The sequence below is a fragment of the Virgibacillus aidingensis genome, assembly GCF_010994035.1.
Lineage (GTDB): Bacteria > Bacillota > Bacilli > Bacillales > Amphibacillaceae > Virgibacillus_N.
This window is the reverse complement of sequence record NZ_WIXN01000030.1, coordinates 19,213-37,417: the sequence shown is the minus strand read 5'-3', so window position 1 is coordinate 37,417 and position 18,205 is coordinate 19,213. Positions and strand designations below refer to the sequence as shown.

The window sequence follows — 18,205 nt, the reverse complement described above, 5'->3', positions numbered from 1 at the left end:
AATATAGAGCTATGGCCGCATAAATCGTTTTTATTATTTCCACTGTCTACTTGACAGGGGGCAGTTCAAGCTGTAATCTATTCATATTCCTTTCTATTCAGGAATCAGTTCATCATGTATCTCCATTTTGTTAACAAAAACCTGCAGTAAAAGGCAAAATACACCGTAGACCAAAAACCACACCATGGAACAACCCCTCCTATTTATACTTATATAAATAACATTGTGACAGAATTTAAATAAATTTAACTGCCTCTTTTAGTTTGTTAAACACTCTGCATTATCAATAAAAATGAAGTGTTCCGGGGGTATAAAAATTGTCATAGCGTTAGCTGGCACTTTCTTAGCCGCAGAACTCCTTTACTTGTTTACAATATACTGAGGAATCCCGGGGCCCGAAGTTCAATCTGTCACAATTAGTTTCTTTAATTATATTATATCAGAAAAATTATTTTAAAAGAGATATCAAATGTTATTGTCGATAAATAGTCAATAATTATTCTTCATAGATAAAGATTTGGTGAAATAGACCAAAGCATTTCCCCATCTTTAAGTGTAAGTTGAAGGCGTCTGTTATTGCTTTTTTAGCTTTTTCAACTGCTGATCCAGCAAAATATCCGGATTTACTTCAAGAATCATTTTTACGAACTTTTGCTCGTTTTCCGGAGAAATTCTAACCATGTCATATTTACTGTAATCAATTTGTATCCGATCTGATGATAAAGCCGGCGCGGCAGCGAATCTGCTCTTGATTTTACGAATGCTTCTGATATCCTCAATTGGCACCGTCTGCCTGATTGGACCATATCTTATTTTTATTTTGTTTTCTGCTATTCTGTAGTCCGTTTTAAACCAAAACCATAAAAGAAATAGGGCCAATGGCAAAATGACCATCGAGGATAGCGGATTGCCTGCAATAGCCGGTATAAGGACACCGGCTATGGAGACGCCCCATACAAGGCCGGTGATCCAGCCGTCTTTTTTAGAGGGGAACTGCATGATGATTCCTCCTGTCGGTATTCTCCATTAATAAGGAAAATTTATTAGTTTTTCAATCAATTGTTCTTGTCCACTTTGTATATCCGTAACAAAGGACTAGGATGCCGTCCCACCATAAAACCCCTTGCCTGCAAAATCGGAAGAGAAGGTGAACACCTCCCCCCTTCCCTGCCGCGCGGCCAATAAAACTTGGAAGCTATAATAATTTGCTGAGGTTTTTAAACTCCAGCTCATTAAATTTATCTTCTACTTTTGTTTTGTCAAATTGCCATCTTGCTGAAGTTAATTCACAGCTGACTGGGACGTCACATTTTATTTCTGCAAGGGTTCTTGATAAATGCATCATATCCATATTCAAATTTATTTTATTTCTTATGCCTTTAGGAAGCTCGTCCATATTTTCTAGCAAGCTGTCAATAGTTTCATACTCCCGTATCAATTTTAAAGCCGTTTTTTCCCCTATTCCTTTTACGCCGGGATAATTATCTGAAGCATCCCCCATCAACCCTTTTAGGTCAATCACTTGTTTCGGATAAATACTCATTTTTTCATAGAAATTTTCCGAATTAAATACTTCATAATTGCCCTGTCCTTTGCGCATGATTGCGACACTTACATTTTCCTGTACAAGCTGCAATATATCCTGATCACCAGTTAGAATAGTAACCTCATTCTCCGCAGCATACATGCTTGCCAGTGTTCCAATACAATCATCTGCTTCAAAATTATTTATTCCTATATTCGGAATGTCAAAAGCATCAATCACTTCCTTAATTAAATCGAACTGGGGCACAAGCTCTTCAGGCGGTTCCGCACGGTTCTGTTTATATCCTTCATATAAATCCGTGCGAAATGTTTTGCTTCCCATATCCCAGCAGCAGATAACATGTGTTGGCTGGAATTTGTCTACCGCGTCCAGAAAATAGCGTAAAAATTGGTAGATTCCGTTTGTTGGCATCCCGCTGCTTGTTTTCATAAAGTTCCCGCGGAATGCTGTAGCAAAAAACCCGCGAAATAATAAAGCCATTCCATCCACTAATAATACCTGTTTATTTTCCATTATCCCTGTCTCCCGTATTCCATTTGAGTATTTTCTTCAATACCTGTTCTTTTTCTTTCACTGTCGCCAAATCAACAGGCTTGGATAACATTTCAATATAATGATCAATATGGTTATTTGCATTCTCTTTTACTTCCGCTTTCATATTCTCCACCAGATTTTTCCACTGTTCATGATATCCACTTTGCATAATCAGCTTATTTTCCCGCATATAACCTTCTGCAAGAGGCTTTAACTTTTCATATAGCGCTTCTTTCATTATTTCTTTTTCGTTTTTCGCAAAGAAAGCTTTTGTCCCCCGAAAATTCGATAATATTTTATTAAAGGATCTTACATCGGCAGGAAATTCTTTCAGGTATACTGGGGTTTCCAGCCCACTCATTTCAAACTCTGCCAATGTTAATGATTCATCAATCTTCAGGCATTGTTCCGAAAGGGCATGATACAAATTTTTTGCCAATGTGCCCATTTCACTTTCCACCCTTAATGAGACTGCCTGCAGTTCCTGCAGCAATTCAAAAGCAGTATAGTCAATAAGATTTTCCATACTTGTCTGCAGCTGGGATTGACCCTGTTTGCCTGATTCCGTGATAGTTGCAGGGTTAAACATTTCCTTAAACATATCATGGAAGCGGATGGATAATCTCTCTATCACATAAAATAATTGCTTCTCTATTTTCTGCTTTATTTGTGTTTCATAAACATTTGTTTTTATCCCGGCAATGGTCTTATTTAATCTATCTTTTTTAGCTGTTAAAGATACTTTTAAAGCTTCTTTTTCTTCCTGATCCATGTTTAATGAATGTAAATAATTCCGTGTCCGGGTATAAAGACGCTGAAGGTCCCATATGGCTGCATTCACTGTTAAAGCTGTGATATCGTAATGGATAAAATGGAAAAATGCCTTTTCAAATTCCTCCATTTGGCTGTTTAATCTTTTTCCTTCCAGCTTATTATGCAATGATTGTTTGCTGGATACAGGGTACAGCCGCGGAAAACGCACACCCAATTGCACTAATTGTTCTTCTACATAATTACTCACTAACTGCAGCTCCCGTTCATCATTAGCCAAGTCTGCAGCATTAATAACGAAAAACATTTTATCCATTTCAAATGCTTCTTTTACCCGTCCAAGCTGCATAAGAAAATCTTTGTCGGCACGGGATAAGGCGTGATTATAGTAGGTTACATAAAGAATGGCATCGGCATGCTTGATATAATCAAATGCTGTATTCGTATGCCTTGCGTTTACAGAATCTGCACCCGGAGTATCTACCAGGCTGATGCCCTGCCTTGTTACAGAGCAGTCATAATATAAATCTATGGACTCAATATAGCAAGCTTTCGTTTCGTCTGTTACATATTCACTGAACGTTTCCAGATTAATCGATATTTTATTGCCTATATTTTCTTTTGCATTCTGATATCCATTAATCATTGCCCGTAAATAAGATTGGTATAAATGATTTAATTGTTCATGCTGGTAAATCCGATTACTGCTTGCCCAGTCCAGCAATTCCTCAAATTCCCGGATGGATGGAGAGAATTTTTTTGTGATTTCCTGCAAATCATGAAGCAGTGTTTCTTTACTCTTTAGTGTTACCACCACAGTTCCATGCGCATACCGATCATTTACCGGATTAATTCGATTAACGGCAGCTGTTGTCGGATTTGGGGATACCGGCAGTACTTTATCCCCCAGCAGTGCATTGGCAAAGGAAGATTTACCCGCGCTAAACGCACCGAATAAAGCAATGGTATAAGAGCGATTTGTTAAACGGCTTTGCTTCCGTTTTAAATCATGGATGATCGTTTGAAAACCCGGCAATTCCTTTACTGTCTCTATAGCTTTGTCTATGCGATGAAGTACATTGTCCACCGGAGGAGAATCAGTATTTTCTTTTTCAGCAGCAGAATCTGACTTCTCTTCTTGTTTAACAGATTTAGGTGCAGTACGGTAAAAGTCTGTAACCACTTTTAAAGGCTGTTGTCTGTCTATCTTTTCGTTTTCAATTAATTCCCATGCTGCTTCATTCGCAGCTTCCAAATCCAGCTGGAAATCAACCGCCGCTGTCTTTTCCTTCAGTTCCTGCTCCCCTTCAGCTTTTGCCTGCAGCTTATCCCGTAATTGCTCCAATTGATTAATTCGTTTTTCCAGCTCCAGGCGCCTTTCTTCATTTCTATCCTGAATGGAATTGGATATTGCCTCCCATAATTTACGGGATTTTTGCCTGAATTTATTTTTTATGTCAGCTGAGACATCATTGGTATAATTCAGTACAAAATCTCCATTTAATTTGGCGCCGGGTTTGATCAATTTAATCAGATCTTCTTCCGTATATTCTATGGCCAGATGCCGAATTTCATCCTGCAGCATTCGATGGTTTTCAGGATGGTTACTTAATAACGCAGTAAATTTGTCGCGCAGCCGCCATTGAATGGATATTTCCATTGTTTCCCGCAAAGCGCTGATAAATGACTGCAGTCTCTCTTCTTTTTCCAGTTCGGTTTTCTTCCTGCTATTGAGAAAACCTATTTTAAAATCACTTTGCCTTGATTCCAGGAAATCTGCTGCTTTATCCCTTAAATCGGAAGGCATCAAATAGGCATTCTTTAATGTTTGCCTTAATTCATGGTAAAAATCATCTTGTAACTGTAAAAGATCGGCATCCATTTGTTTCTGTTCCATTTTCAATGAATCTATTTCGGTAATATCCAAACTCTCATCTGCATGCATGTCTTGAAACGAATATTTTTCATCATATTTGTTTTTCAGGAATAGCTTATGGGCGTCCATTACATTTTTTACCGCTTGATCCACTCTGGTAAATGCTTCTCTTTCCTCTCCCATTATTGCAAAAAGTGTATTTTTTATTTCCGGCAGTTCGTTTTGCTTCATGGAAGGGGCGAATAAGGATGAGTAAAAGATATTTTCCGGGGATAAACCCCATTGATCAAACGTTTGTTTAATACTCTTATCGAATTCATAAAAAGAAAGTTCGGATTCATCATGCTTATCAATCTGATTGATGATCACATAAAAAGGTATTTTTTGACTCTGCAGGCTTTGCAGAAATTTTAAATTGACTTCTGACTGCACATGGTTATAATCCATGACATAAAAGAGCACATCAACCAAGTGCAATGAGGCTTCTGTCATTAATCGATCTGCATCATCTGCAGCATCAATGCCGGGTGTATCCATGATTTTACAGCCGTCGGGGATGATTTGCCCGGATGTGCTGATCTCGATCCTTTTAATGGCATCCTTATCTTTTGAATATTCCTTAATCATTTCCATGTCATAAGGTTCCTTGTATTCCACAGGTTCCTGGCTGTTAAAATAAACACGCGCTGTTCCTTCACCCGAGGATAGTTCTACAATATTTGCACTTGTCGGGATTGGACTCTTCGGTAAAATATCGGAATTCAGCAAGCTATTAATCATTGATGATTTCCCTGCTGAAAAATGCCCCGCGAAAGTAATGATCGTTTCCTTCTTTTCCAGCTTTTCATACAGTTCCAGCATTTTTGCTGCACTTTCTTTATCTTTATTTTCAATCATCATCTGATATAGAGAAGCCAAATGATGCAATTTCACATTTGATCCTGTTTTTTCCTTCAATATCACGTTTTCATGTCCCTTCTCATATCCTCTGTCAGCGTCTATTATACGAGACTTTGCATGCTTTTTCTACCATTAATTTTCTGGTTGTACTTTCACATATTAGAAAAACTCCGGAGGTGAGTGTCAGCTTTTTTATATTTAAGACTTTAAAATTTTAGCTTCCAGGAAACTGTTTCTTTTACGGCAAAGTACAGCTGATCCTCTTCCCGCCATCAACCTATAAACGTATATATAAAAAAATACCAATCATAGCAATGACCGGTATTTAATAACCTCATTCTAATGCCTTGTATTTTCCTGCATGGAATAGGAGAGGATTTGCTTTATTTAATTTTAGATCTGTCACTTCGGCTATAAAAATCATATGGTCACCTGCTTTAACAGTGCCATCAACCTTGCAGGAAAGAACCGCAATCGAGTAATCAATGACAGGTACCCCGTCCATTTGAATAAAAGGAATTTCCCTGTCCATTTCCTTCTGTCTTGCGCAGATCATGGCAAGATCTTTTTGTTCTTCTGATAATATACTTATGCCAAATTTTTTTTCCTTTTGTAAGATGGGATACATACTGGCGTTTTCATCTATGGAAACTGCTACCAGCTTTGGTTCTAATGAAACAGACATAAAAGCATTTACAGTCATTGCCTGTATCTCATGATCATGTTTTGTTGATACAATGGTAATGCCAGTGGCAAATTGCCCCATGACATCACGAAACAATCGGCTGTCCATTGTTCATTTCCCCCTTTTCCGTTAGGGTAAGCATATCATTTTACAGAAGATAAATGAATAAAGTTGTTTTTTGTTTACATAATAAGAATATTGTAAAGTAACGGAATTCCTTTTGGATAAAATGTTGCCGGTAAATAAAGTACTATTGTTATTATATTTTATTTTGCAGGAGATTCATACATGTGTCCATGCTATTGAAATAATTGAAACCTGCCAGCCCGGCTTCATAGGTATAAGCCAGGCAGCATCAGCCAAAGGCGTTCCCGCTGTTTCTGTTTGACCCCCACGTGTTATTTAGTTGTCTCCTCTCCCAGTACATCTTATGCCAACACAGCGATTCCGGATCAAAAGGTTTCCCCCGCCAGGGATACCACATCAAACATGCAAATTTAGTAAATATGAAGGCAGGAAAAGCATTTGCCTTTCCTGCCTGTCAAAAAGAAAATATCAGTAAAACCTAAACCGGGTATACTCCATGCTTTCTTTCCGTGAAGGTTACATTTTTGTTTTCATAGACAGCATACCGGTTTATAAGTTCTTCCCTTAATTTATTCGGGTCAATGACTGCATCCACGACCATTTCGGATGCTAATCTGTATATATCAATATTATCCTTGTACTCATCCTGCTTTTCTTTAATAAATGCCGGGCGATCTTCTTCCGGCAGTTCTGCTATTTTATTTGCGTATACTGCGTTAACAGCTGCTTCCGGCCCCATTACCGCCACTTGAGCGGTTGGAAATGCCAGACAGCAATCAGGATCAAATGCAGGACCGGCCATGGCATACAAACCTGCCCCATAGGCTTTTCTAACAATTACAGATATTTTAGGCACCGTAGCTTCACTCATGGCAGACAGCATTTTCGCACCGTGACGAATAATGCCGGCACGTTCTACCTTCGTACCAATCATAAAACCGGGTACATCTACCAGGAATAACAGCGGGATATGGAAAGCATCACATAATTGCATAAATTTAGCTGCTTTATCTGCGGAATCGTGAAATAGTACACCACCTTTCATCCTTGGCTGGTTTGCAATAATTCCAACCGATTTTCCATCTATTCTGGCAAGGCCGGTAATAAGTTCCGGCGCAAACTTCTTCTTGATTTCGCAAAAACTGTCCTCATCAATAACACGATTGATTAATTCATGCATATCAAATGGAGCGTTTTGATTTTCGGGAAGAATATCAGTAATAGATTTTTCAAATTCCTTTTTTTCCTTTGCTTCCAGCTCCTTTGGTTTGTTTCTGAAGTTTGCCGGAAAGTAGCTTAAATAATTGCGTGAATAAGCAATAGCTTCCTCTTCGGTTTTTACGAGTACATCACCAACCCCGGAGACAGAGCAATGCATGCTTGCTCCCCCCATCTCTTCGAGGGATACTTTTTCGCCAATGACCTTTTCAGCCATTCGGGGAGATCCCAAGTACATGGAAGCATTCCCATCCACCATAATGACAATGTCACAAAATGCCGGAATGTAAGCCCCGCCTGCTGCTGAAGGACCAAATAATAAACAAACCTGAGGTACCCGTCCGGATAGTTTTATTTGATTGTGGAAAATTCTTCCTGCACCGCGTCTGCCCGGAAACATTTCAATTTGATCTGTTATCCGCGCTCCGGCCGAATCAACTAAGTATAACATCGGGATTTCCAGCTTCTCAGCTGTTTCCTGAATACGGATAATTTTTTCAACCGTTCTTTTTCCCCACGAACCTGCCTTTACGGTCGAGTCGTTCGCCATAACACAAACAGATTGGCCATTTATTTTACCTATCCCTGTAACAACCCCGTCTGACGGAAGGGAATCATCCATACAGTTGGCAAAAAAGGCATCTTCTATATCCATACCTTTATCAAACAATAGTTCTAACCGTTTTCTTACAAATAACTTTCCTTTTTCTTCGTTTTTTTTGTGATATTTTTCCAGCCCGCCTTTTTCAATTTTACTTATTCGCTTTTGTAAGTCTTCCATGTATGACATTATTACATCCTCCTGCTTCATTCGCCCGTGTATACAGGCTTTCTCTTTTCACGGAATGCCTGTAATCCTTCAAGACGATCCCTGGTAGGTATAGTTTCTCTGTAGGCAAGGTGCTCTAAATTAAGTGCTGTTGAAACGTCCATTTGCATTCCATTGTTTATAGCAGTTTTCGCTTGTTTTAAAGCAATAGGTCCATTTCCGGCAATTTTTTCAGCCATCTGTAATGCCGTTTCGAGTACTGGTTCATTTTCAGCAATTCCCTCCACAAGTCCTAAGGATAAAGCCTCTTCGGCATTTACTGGGGACGCAGTATAAATAAGCTTCTTTGCCTGACCTGGTCCAATCAATCGGGGAAGACGCTGTGTACCGCCGGCTCCCGGTATAATAGCAAGGGACGTTTCTGTCAAGCCCATTTTTGCACTTTTGGCTGCAATCCGAATATCACAGGCCAATGCCAGCTCAAGTCCACCCCCAAAAGCTGCACCATTTATGGCTGCAATAACCGGAACTTTCATATGTTCAATCAAAGTTACTGTTTCACCAATAAACTTTACAGTCTCAATCACCTGGGCTTCGGACATACCTTTTCTTTCTTTTAAATCAGCTCCGGCGCAGAAAGCCTTTTCTCCTGCTCCGGTTATAATCACACAATAAACAGTTGGGTCATTGTCGATCTCATGGACTGTGTCTCTTAATGCTTCCAATAAAGTTTTTGACATGGCGTTGGCTGCTTCCGGCCGATTAAGCGTGATCAGACCGATATGTTCCTTCATTTTCTCATAATCTATCAGCTGCGTCATTTTTACCTCCCAAATCAATTAGCATGTATGAGATTTATATTTAAAGGAAACATTACAGCAGATTAATCAATCACTGCTATAACATCACCTTCATTGACAAAGTCCCCTTCATTCACCTTCAATTCAGCAACAGTGCCGGCTTCTTCAGCAGCAATTGGTATTTCCATCTTCATGGATTCCAATATAACAACATCCTGTCCGGATTCCACTTTATCTCCCTGATTTACGGTTATCTTCCATACATTCCCTGCCATATTTGCTTTTAATTCCATAAACTATTCCTCCCTAATTTGTTTGTACTAATGGTAAATAATGCTTTTGAACAAAATCTGTAGTTGTATTCCCCATTTTAAACTGTTCAAGATCTACTACTTTTAACAGCATGGGAATATTCGTTTTTATTCCTTCTATTTTATATTGCGCCAGGGCTTGTTTTAATAAAGAAATAGATTCCTGTCGTGTTTCGCCTCTCACAATGAGCTTGCCGATCATTGGATCATAAAAAGGGGTTACATCTGACTTCTCTGTTACGGCAAGTTCATTTCGCACAGCCTTACCAGTTGGGATGTCAAATTTAGTTATATGTCCGGGAGAAGGGAAAAATGTAACCGGATCCTCCGCATAGATCCGAGCTTCCATTGCATGGCCGTTTATTTTTATATCTTCCTGTGTAAAGTGCAGCCTTTCCCCCTGTGCGATTTTCAGCTGTTGTTCCACAATATCCAGCCCGGTTATTTCTTCCGTAACGGGATGTTCCACTTGAATTCTTGTATTCATTTCCAGAAAATAAAAGTTTTCATTTTCATCTACGAGAAATTCAATGGTTCCTGCATTTGAGTACCGTAATGCAATAGCAGCATTAATTGCCGCCTCTCCCATTTGTTTTCTGGTCTTTTCCGAAATAAATGCGGATGGTGCCTCTTCAATTACTTTTTGGTTTCGCCGCTGGATGGAGCATTCGCGTTCAAACAGGTGAATTACATTTCCATGCTGGTCGGCAAGAATCTGTATTTCTATATGGCGTGCATTTTCCAGTTTTTTCTCTATAAACATGGACCCGTCACCGAAAAAGGTTAACGCACGTTTTGAATTATTTTCAAATGCCTTTGCCAGTTCATCTTCTGAAGCCACAATTTGCATCCCAATCCCGCCGCCGCCGGCTGACGCTTTCAGCATTACCGGGTAACCGATGGATTGCGCTGTTTCCATAGCTTCCTCCAAAGAAGCCACTGCTCCATCCGTACCGGGCACAACCGGAACACCTGCTTGTTGCATTGCTTTTCTGGCAGCTATTTTACTCCCCATCTGTTTTATTACATCACTGGATGGACCGATAAAAATGAGGCCCTCATCCTGGCAGCGTTTAACGAAATCCTCATTTTCACTTAAAAATCCGTAGCCGGGATGTATCGCATCTGCACCCGAATCTTTTGCCGCAGCAACAATTTTATCCACATTTAAATAGCTTTCATTGACCCGGGGCGGTCCAATCAGGTAGCCTTCATCCGCCATTTTTACATATGGTGCATTCTGGTCGGCATCAGAGTAGACGGCAACTGTCCTGATCCCCATTTTTTGACATGAACGTATGATGCGGGCAGCAATTTCGCCGCGGTTTGCTATTAGAACTTTTTGAATCATGAACTTCCTCCTAACTGGCGTTATCCCATTGGCTTTTTTATTATTGGCTATTGCTGCAGTTTTTTTAATCTATCATTTTTAAAACTAGCAGCCTAATTGTCTTGCAATGACAAGCCGTTGTATCTCGGACGTTCCTTCCCCTATTTCCAATAGCTTCGCATCACGCAAATATCTTTCTACTTCATACTCACGCATGTAACCATAGCCGCCATGAATCTGGATCGCCTGATTTGCAGCCCGGAATGCCGTTTCGGTAGCATAAAGCTTTGCATATGCCGCTTCTTTGCTGAAAGGTTTATCCTGGTCCTTCAGCCAGGCAGCTTTATGTACCATATTCCTTGCCAGTTCAACTTCCATTGACATATCTGCCAGCTTAAATTGAACAGCCTGAAATGAGGAAATCGATTTCCCAAACTGTTTTCTCTCTTTCGCATAGTCAAGCGCCTTTTCAAGTGAGGCCTGTGCGATTCCGAGCCCCAGTGCAGCAATGGAAATTCTGCCCCCGTCCAATGTATACAAAAATTGTTTAAAACCTTTCTCCGGATCCCCGAGTAAATTTTCCTTTGGCACCCGTACATTGTCCAGGATGATTTCCGCTGTGTCGGAACCTCTTACGCCCATCTTATCATAATTGCTTGTGATCGTAAGTCCTTCACTGTCTGCAGGAACAATAATTGCCGAGATAATATTTTTGCCATTGGACTGTTTTCCGGTGACAGCGGTTACAATAATTGTTTCAGCAAAGCTGGCATTTGTAATAAAACATTTTTCTCCGTTTATAATATAATCGGCGCCATCTTCCACTGCAGTGGTTTTTGTGCCGCCTGCATCCGACCCCGCATTCGGTTCGGTTAATCCAAAAGAGCCTAAAGCTTTCCCGTTTGCCAGTGGGGTTAAATATTTTTGTTTCTGCTCCTCTGTTCCAAAATAATAAATAGGGCTGGCCCCAAGGGAAACAGCTGCTGCATAGCTTAAACCCGTGCTTCCGCATACACGCCCGATTTCCTCCACTGCCAGTGCATAGGAGAGCGTATCCCCGTCTGAGCCGCCATACTCCTCCGGAAAGGGAATACCCATTAAACCCAATTCGGCCATCTGTTCAAAAATTTCAACCGGAAACCTTGCTTCTTTGTCAATTTGTATTGCCTTTGGTCTGATGGAATCTTCTGCAAAATCCCTGACCATTTTTTTGATCATACGCTGTTCTTTCGTTAATTCAAAATTCATCTTTTCCCTCCTGTAAAAATCATGGAGACCGACCAGTCGGTCTGCATCGTTGTTAAAAAAATATTAATTCGAAAAGAATGTCTTTTCAATTAATAATTGACTATACTCCGTATTTTTAATGAATTCCGGCTTTAAGACCGCATGTAATATTAAATCCGTAAAAATATCTCCGATTTCCTCTATCGAATTTTCCCCGTCCGGCTGATACCATTTATATATCCAGTTAACCATCCCGAGTACGGCCATCGCAGTAATATCCACTGAAAGATCCCGGCGGAATTCACCACTGTTTTTCCCTTCACTGATCACCTGAACAATCATATGCCGAAATTCATCCCTTTTTTTCTTTATCTGTTTATCATATTCCGGCCGTAAGTATTTATTTTCCTGGTAAAATACAGCAAGATGAGCCTTATACAGATCAAATACCTTGACGAAATCTTTAATAATCGCCTGCAGCTTTTTTGTTGGCGACGCATATGTATTGTTGGCAATCATTGCTTTATGAATGACATGCGTGATGAACGCATCGTGTATCACATACAGCAATTCATCTTTTGATGAGAAATGATGATAAAAGCCGCCCTTTGAGGTTCCTGCTTCCTTTACAATCTGATTTACGGAAACACCGTGAAAGCCGTATTTTTCAAATAAAGTTAGGGAAGATTGTATAATCTCCCAGCGTAAATCCTTTATATTCTCACTCCTTTCTAAAATTTATTTCTTATTCTAACATTTTATTCCGAATATATAAAGCGTTTTCATTATTTATAGGAACTTTTTCAAAAGACTTATTAGAATAACTAATATTTGTTTGTCATTTAAATGCATACGTTCGTGATTTTCCATGAAGACCTGAAATATTTAAATTACCCGAATGAGTTATTATATTATCCCTTCTAATATGAAAAAAAGCGGACAGGAGAAATTAATCTTCCTGCCCATTATCAAATGGTTTTTCGTATTCAGCTTCTTTCCATACTTCCACTACTTTCCCATGATTATCCGCATCAATAACAAACGAGCCATTGCTTGTTCTGTCACTTAAAGGAAATTCCAGCGGAAATATGGAATGGTTTTCTTCCTTTTCGGTTAAAAATCGTATCGTATTATTTTCATGAACCAGATAGAATCCTTTCACATAATGCGGCTTGCTTTTCAGCTCCCTGAGCATCAGCTTGCCTCTTTTTGCCCTGCTGGTTTTTTCCATTTCCTGCAGTTTCATCCGTTTACATGCTCCGCGCTGCGTAATAAGCAAAATCGATGGTGCAGACAAATCGTCAAAAGTATGGGCATTCACTACGAAGTCTCCATCTTTCAGTTGAATTGCTTTCACACCTGCTGCACGCTGTCCTACTGCTTTTACTTCTGTTTCATGATACCAAAGGCCAAAACCTTTGCTGGATGTAATAAATATATCCGAATTGCCATCCGTCTGACAGACATTGACAACTTCATCATCATCTTTTAAATTCAATGCTATTAGTGCTTTGGTATATCTTTGTGCCTCGTAAAGCTGAATTGCGCTCCGCTTTATCATTCCGTTTTTTGTGAAAAATACGAGATATGAACCTGCTTCAAATTTTCTTACCGGTATACATTGGACAATTTGTTCATCATTTTCGATTGGTACGATATTGGAAATATGCTGACCCAGGTCTTTCCAGCGGATATCGGATAGCTTATGGACCGGCAAACATAAATAATTGCCTCTATTTGTAAATAACAGTACAGTATCTGTCGTATTCAACTCCACAAGTCCTATAAGATGGTCATTATCTTTGATGGCAAAGTCTTCTCCATTCGAGGCAGAGTAAGACCTTAGGCTTGTTCTTTTTACATAACCTGCTTTGGTGACAGAAACAAGCACATCTTCCTTAGGTACGACTACTTCAATATTTATTTTTAATTCTTCTATTTTATCTTCTATCATCGTTCTTCGTTCATCCGCAAAAGTTTTCTTAATTTGCCTTAAATCTTTTTTAATGGTTTGAAGCAGCTTCTTGTCGCTTTGCAAAATGGCTTCAAGCTCATGAATCTCTTTCTTTAATTCCGCAGCTTCTTTTTCCAGTGATTTTATATCCGTGTTTGTCAAACGGTACAGCTGTAATGTAACAATGGCTTCGGCTTGTGCTTCTGAAAAGCCGAATTGATCCATGATACTCTTTTTGGCATCCTGTTTATCTTTTGATGCCCTGATTACAGTGATTAATTCATCCAAAATGGAAATCGCTTTAATTAACCCCTCTACAATATGCGCCCGTTCCTGTGCTCTATTTAAATCATAGGTTGATTGCCGTATGACAACCTGTTTTTGATGTTCAATATAAGCGTCCAGGAGATCAGACAGGGACAAAAGCTTTGGTGTTTTATCCTGAATCGCTACCATATTAAAATGATACGTTATTTGTAAATCCGTATTTTTAAACAGGTAATTCAATACACCTTCACTGTCCACACCTTTCTTCAGCTCTATTACTACTCTTAGACCGGTCCGGTCTGTTTCATCCCGTATTTCGGCAATACCCTCCACTTTTCGATCAATGCGAAGCTCGTCCATTTTCTTTACCATATTAGCTTTATTGACTTCATAAGGGATTTCTTCAATAATAATTTGTTCCCGGCCGCCGCGCATTTTTTCTATTTTTGTTTTTCCCCGCAAAATAATTTTGCCTTTTCCTGTTTCGTAAGCTTCTTTTATGCCTTCTTTGCCCTGGATAATGCCTCCTGTTGGAAAATCAGGCCCTTTCAGCACTTCCATAAGCTGATCCACATCAGACTGCGGTTTATCTATTTTCATGATTACGGCATCAATAGCTTCAGCAAGGTTATGGGGTGGTATATCTGTAGCATACCCTGCAGAAATCCCTGTGGAACCATTGACAAGCAAGCTTGGAAATTTGGATGGAAGCACAACCGGTTCTAATAATGTATCATCAAAGTTAGGAATAAAATCCACCGTTTCCTTTTCAATATCCCGCAACAGTTCAGAAGAAATCCTGGCCAATCTTGCCTCTGTGTAACGCATTGCCGCAGGGGGGTCTCCATCAATACTCCCGTTATTTCCATGCATTTCAATTAAGACATTACGTATTTTCCAATCCTGGCTAAGCCGGACCATCGCTTCGTATACTGAAGAATCACCATGCGGGTGATAATTTCCGATGACAGTCCCAACTGTTTTGGCGGACTTGCGAAAGTTTTTTTCAAAAGTATTTCTTTCCTGGTGCATGGCATATAAGATTCTCCGCTGCACAGGCTTTAACCCGTCCCGCGCATCCGGCAATGCCCTGTCCTGTATTATATATTTACTGTATCTTCCAAATCGATCGCCAATCACTTCTTCTAAAGGAAGGTCTATATATGTTTCTGATTGTGGCAAACCAATTCCCCCCTATAAACTCATGCTTCTGTTTGAATCTTTTCGTTTTCCAATATATTATCATCTTCCACCATGCCAAATTCAACATGGCTTTCAATCCATTTTCTCCTTGGTGCTACTTTATCCCCCATTAAGGTAGTAACTCTGCGGTCTGCTCTGGCAAGATCGTCCAGGGTGACACGGATCAATGTGCGGGTTTCCGGATTCATTGTTGTTTCCCACAGCTGGTCCGCATTCATTTCACCGAGACCTTTGTAACGCTGTATAATATATCCATTTTTTAACTTTTTTACTGCCTCTTCCCTTTCCTGTTCATCCCAGGCATAAATAATCTGTTCTTTTTTCCCTTTTCCTTTGGAAATTTTATAGAGCGGCGGAAGTGCAATATATATTTTTCCTGTTTCTACAAGCTCCCGCATATACCTGTAGAAAAATGTGAGCAGCAGCACTTGAATATGAGCACCATCCGTATCAGCATCAGTCATAATAATGATTTTATCATATTGCACATCACTTAAATCAAAATCCCCGCCAACACCTGCTCCTACTGTATGGATAATGGTTGATATTTCCTCATTCTTAAAGACATCTTCCAGTTTTGCTTTTTCCGTGTTAATAACCTTTCCCCGGAGCGGCAGCACCGCCTGGAATTTCCGGTCTCTCCCTTGCTTTGCTGATCCTCCTGCAGAATCGCCCTCCACTAAATACAATTCATTTTTGCTTGGGTTTCTTGACTGGGCAGGAGTCAGCTTACCGCTTAATAATGCATCTTTCCGCCTTTTTTTCTTCCCGGTTCTGGCATCCTCCCGGGCTTTTCTGGCTGCCTCACGTGCCTCTTTTGCCTTTACTGCTTTTTTAATTAACAGCCCCGCAATTTCTCCATTCTCCTCAAGAAAATAGGATAGCCCTTCGGAAACGACAGCATCTACACCGGATCTGGCTTCCGTTGTTCCTAATTTTCCTTTCGTCTGACCTTCAAACTGCAATTTTTCTTCCGTAATCCGAACGGATACAATTGCGGTTAATCCTTCCCTTATATCTGTCCCCTCCAGGTTTTTATCCTTTTCTTTTAACAGACCAGACTTTTTTGCATACTCATTAAATGCTCTTGTTATTGCCGTTCTGGCCCCGGACTCATGCGTCCCACCGTCTTTGGTCCGTACATGATTGACAAAGGAAAGCATATTTTCTGCATAGCCGCCATTAAACTGAAAGGCAAAATCTACTTCAATGCCATGATGCTCTCCATCAAAAGAAACAACCTGGTGCAATGCATCTTTATCTTCGTTTAAATAGTCAACAAATGACTTTAGGCCCTCCGGGTATTCAAAGGATTCCTCTATTTCATTTCTTTCATCTCTAATATCGATTTTCAGGCCCTTCAACAGAAAAGCCGATTCCCTTAATCTTTCCGAGAGGATTTCATAATCATAGGAAGTTACAGAGAAGATACTTGGGTCGGGTTTAAAATGAATCGTTGTACCTTTTTTTCTGGTTGGCCCTTTTTTTTCAAGGGATCCAGCGGGTTTTCCGCCATTTTCAAAGCGTTGATAATACGTATGTCCATCCCGGTGAATGGTTACTTCCAGCCATTCGGAAAGCGCATTTACTACAGAGGCGCCCACACCATGCAGCCCGCCGCTGGTTTTATATCCGCCCTGGCCAAATTTACCGCCCGCATGAAGCACTGTGAAAATTACCTCAGTCGTTGGTCTTCCCGTCTGGTGTATGCCGGTCGGTATTCCCCGGCCATTGTCCGTAACAGATACACTGTTATCCTTATGTATGGTTACTTTTATCACATTTCCATACCCGGCCAAAGATTCATCAACAGCATTATCCACGATTTCAAATACCAAATGGTGCAAACCGCGCAAATCGGTGCTGCCAATATACATACCTGGCCTTTTTCTTACCGCATCAAGTCCTTCCAAAACTTGAATCGAGTCATCCGAGTACTGCATATTTTTTTGATTCAAGCTGCTCTCTTCTCCTTTCAATGATAAGCAAGTATAAATATTTCTATTCAAATTTTTTCATGCTGGACATCTGTTTATGATTATCGTAAACCAAAAGAAACGCCAATTTCCAATAATATCATGTTAATCAATCATGAGCATGATATTCAGTATACTATATTTAAAAGATGCTTGTATAGCATATGCCAGCGTGATTGCGCCTTTACTTCCGGATCTGTACAGAAATTTTAACCGTTAAAAAAGGATGACATTGCTTTTGCCATCCTTTTCCAGCTTTTTTTGATTATTTGCCGGAGACACCCAATACGGCATGCTGCACTTTAATACAGAGATCCATGATTACAGTAAAACCACGTTCCGTCAGATAGTCATATGCTTCCTGGTTTACCACTCCCTGTTGTGCCCAGAAAACACGGCAATTTGTCTTTGCGGCATCTTCTGCGATATCAGGCAAAAACTCAGGCCTTCTGAACACATTAATGATGTCCACTTCCTCCGGCAGCTCTTCCAATGTGGCGTAAGCCTTTTCACCAAGCACTTCATCAACTGTAGGGTTGACGGGAATAATTTTATACCCATTTTCCTGCATTATTTTCGATATCTGATAAGATGTTCTGTCCGGATTCTTGGACAATCCTACGACCGCAATGGTTTTTGCGGTTTCCAAAATTTCTTTTACTTTTTCACTTGAAGGGTTTTGCCAAGCCATTAATTAGCCTCCTTAAATTTTTACTCTGCCGGCTAGCAATTTAACCAGGAATTTTCCTGC

13 protein-coding genes are annotated in these 18,205 nt (G+C 40.0%); all 13 read right to left on the bottom strand.

Annotation, left to right across the window (positions count from 1 at the left end):
• Window positions 1-573: 573 nt before the first annotated feature.
• Window positions 574-999, bottom strand: coding sequence for a PH domain-containing protein (locus GHD25_RS18505; RefSeq protein WP_164219656.1), 426 nt, complete (start codon window positions 997-999; stop codon window positions 574-576).
• A gap of 196 nt (window positions 1,000-1,195) precedes the next feature.
• Window positions 1,196-2,059 (bottom strand): 5'-3' exonuclease, encoded by an 864-nt coding sequence (locus GHD25_RS18500; RefSeq protein ID WP_164219654.1) that lies wholly within the window; start codon window positions 2,057-2,059, stop codon window positions 1,196-1,198.
• Window positions 2,049-5,684 (bottom strand): dynamin family protein, encoded by a 3,636-nt coding sequence (locus GHD25_RS18495; protein ID WP_164219652.1) that lies wholly within the window; start codon window positions 5,682-5,684, stop codon window positions 2,049-2,051. Before GHD25_RS18495 ends, GHD25_RS18500 begins: the two co-directional genes overlap by 11 nt.
• 277 nt (window positions 5,685-5,961) lie before the next feature.
• Complete coding sequence (locus GHD25_RS18490; RefSeq protein ID WP_164219650.1) at window positions 5,962-6,420, bottom strand: flavin reductase family protein; 459 nt, start codon at window positions 6,418-6,420, stop codon at window positions 5,962-5,964.
• A gap of 457 nt (window positions 6,421-6,877) precedes the next feature.
• Window positions 6,878-8,407: an acyl-CoA carboxylase subunit beta gene (locus tag GHD25_RS18485; protein ID WP_164219648.1), complete on the bottom strand. Its 1,530-nt coding sequence runs from the start codon at window positions 8,405-8,407 to the stop codon at window positions 6,878-6,880.
• A gap of 17 nt (window positions 8,408-8,424) precedes the next feature.
• Entirely contained in the window at window positions 8,425-9,207 is a 783-nt protein-coding gene (locus GHD25_RS18480; RefSeq protein ID WP_164219646.1) for an enoyl-CoA hydratase, read from the bottom strand.
• 62 nt (window positions 9,208-9,269) lie between these two features.
• Entirely contained in the window at window positions 9,270-9,479 is a 210-nt protein-coding gene (locus tag GHD25_RS18475; protein WP_164219644.1) for an acetyl-CoA carboxylase biotin carboxyl carrier protein subunit, read from the bottom strand.
• Window positions 9,480-9,492: 13 nt separating this feature from the next.
• Window positions 9,493-10,848, bottom strand: coding sequence for an acetyl-CoA carboxylase biotin carboxylase subunit (locus tag GHD25_RS18470; RefSeq protein WP_164219642.1), 1,356 nt, complete (start codon window positions 10,846-10,848; stop codon window positions 9,493-9,495).
• A gap of 84 nt (window positions 10,849-10,932) precedes the next feature.
• Window positions 10,933-12,075 (bottom strand): acyl-CoA dehydrogenase family protein, encoded by a 1,143-nt coding sequence (locus GHD25_RS18465; RefSeq protein WP_164219640.1) that lies wholly within the window; start codon window positions 12,073-12,075, stop codon window positions 10,933-10,935.
• A gap of 63 nt (window positions 12,076-12,138) precedes the next feature.
• Window positions 12,139-12,771, bottom strand: coding sequence for a TetR/AcrR family transcriptional regulator (locus tag GHD25_RS18460; protein WP_164219667.1), 633 nt, complete (start codon window positions 12,769-12,771; stop codon window positions 12,139-12,141).
• 232 nt (window positions 12,772-13,003) lie between these two features.
• A complete protein-coding gene (gene parC / locus GHD25_RS18455; RefSeq protein ID WP_164219638.1) occupies window positions 13,004-15,457 on the bottom strand; it encodes a DNA topoisomerase IV subunit A in 2,454 nt (817 codons plus the stop codon).
• Between the two features lie 20 nt (window positions 15,458-15,477).
• A complete protein-coding gene (gene parE, locus GHD25_RS18450; RefSeq protein WP_164219666.1) occupies window positions 15,478-17,421 on the bottom strand; it encodes a DNA topoisomerase IV subunit B in 1,944 nt (647 codons plus the stop codon).
• 298 nt (window positions 17,422-17,719) lie between these two features.
• On the bottom strand, window positions 17,720-18,145 hold the full coding sequence (locus GHD25_RS18445) for a CoA-binding protein (protein ID WP_164219636.1): 426 nt from the start codon (window positions 18,143-18,145) through the stop codon (window positions 17,720-17,722).
• Between the last annotated feature and the right edge of the window lie 60 nt (window positions 18,146-18,205).

What these genes read in the sequence shown, in the direction of transcription:
- GHD25_RS18505 (WP_164219656.1), bottom strand. Translation starts at nt 999, where the DNA reads ATGCAGTTCCCCTCTAAAAAAGACGGCTGGATCACCGGCCTTGTATGG.
- GHD25_RS18500 (WP_164219654.1), bottom strand. Translation starts at nt 2,059, where the DNA reads ATGGAAAATAAACAGGTATTATTAGTGGATGGAATGGCTTTATTATTT.
- GHD25_RS18490 (WP_164219650.1), bottom strand. Translation starts at nt 6,420, where the DNA reads ATGGACAGCCGATTGTTTCGTGATGTCATGGGGCAATTTGCCACTGGC.
- GHD25_RS18485 (WP_164219648.1), bottom strand. Translation starts at nt 8,407, where the DNA reads ATGTCATACATGGAAGACTTACAAAAGCGAATAAGTAAAATTGAAAAA.
- GHD25_RS18480 (WP_164219646.1), bottom strand. Translation starts at nt 9,207, where the DNA reads ATGACGCAGCTGATAGATTATGAGAAAATGAAGGAACATATCGGTCTG.
- GHD25_RS18475 (WP_164219644.1), bottom strand. Translation starts at nt 9,479, where the DNA reads ATGGAATTAAAAGCAAATATGGCAGGGAATGTATGGAAGATAACCGTA.
- GHD25_RS18470 (WP_164219642.1), bottom strand. Translation starts at nt 10,848, where the DNA reads ATGATTCAAAAAGTTCTAATAGCAAACCGCGGCGAAATTGCTGCCCGC.
- GHD25_RS18465 (WP_164219640.1), bottom strand. Translation starts at nt 12,075, where the DNA reads ATGAATTTTGAATTAACGAAAGAACAGCGTATGATCAAAAAAATGGTC.
- parE (WP_164219666.1), bottom strand. Translation starts at nt 17,421, where the DNA reads ATGCAGTACTCGGATGACTCGATTCAAGTTTTGGAAGGACTTGATGCG.
- GHD25_RS18445 (WP_164219636.1), bottom strand. Translation starts at nt 18,145, where the DNA reads ATGGCTTGGCAAAACCCTTCAAGTGAAAAAGTAAAAGAAATTTTGGAA.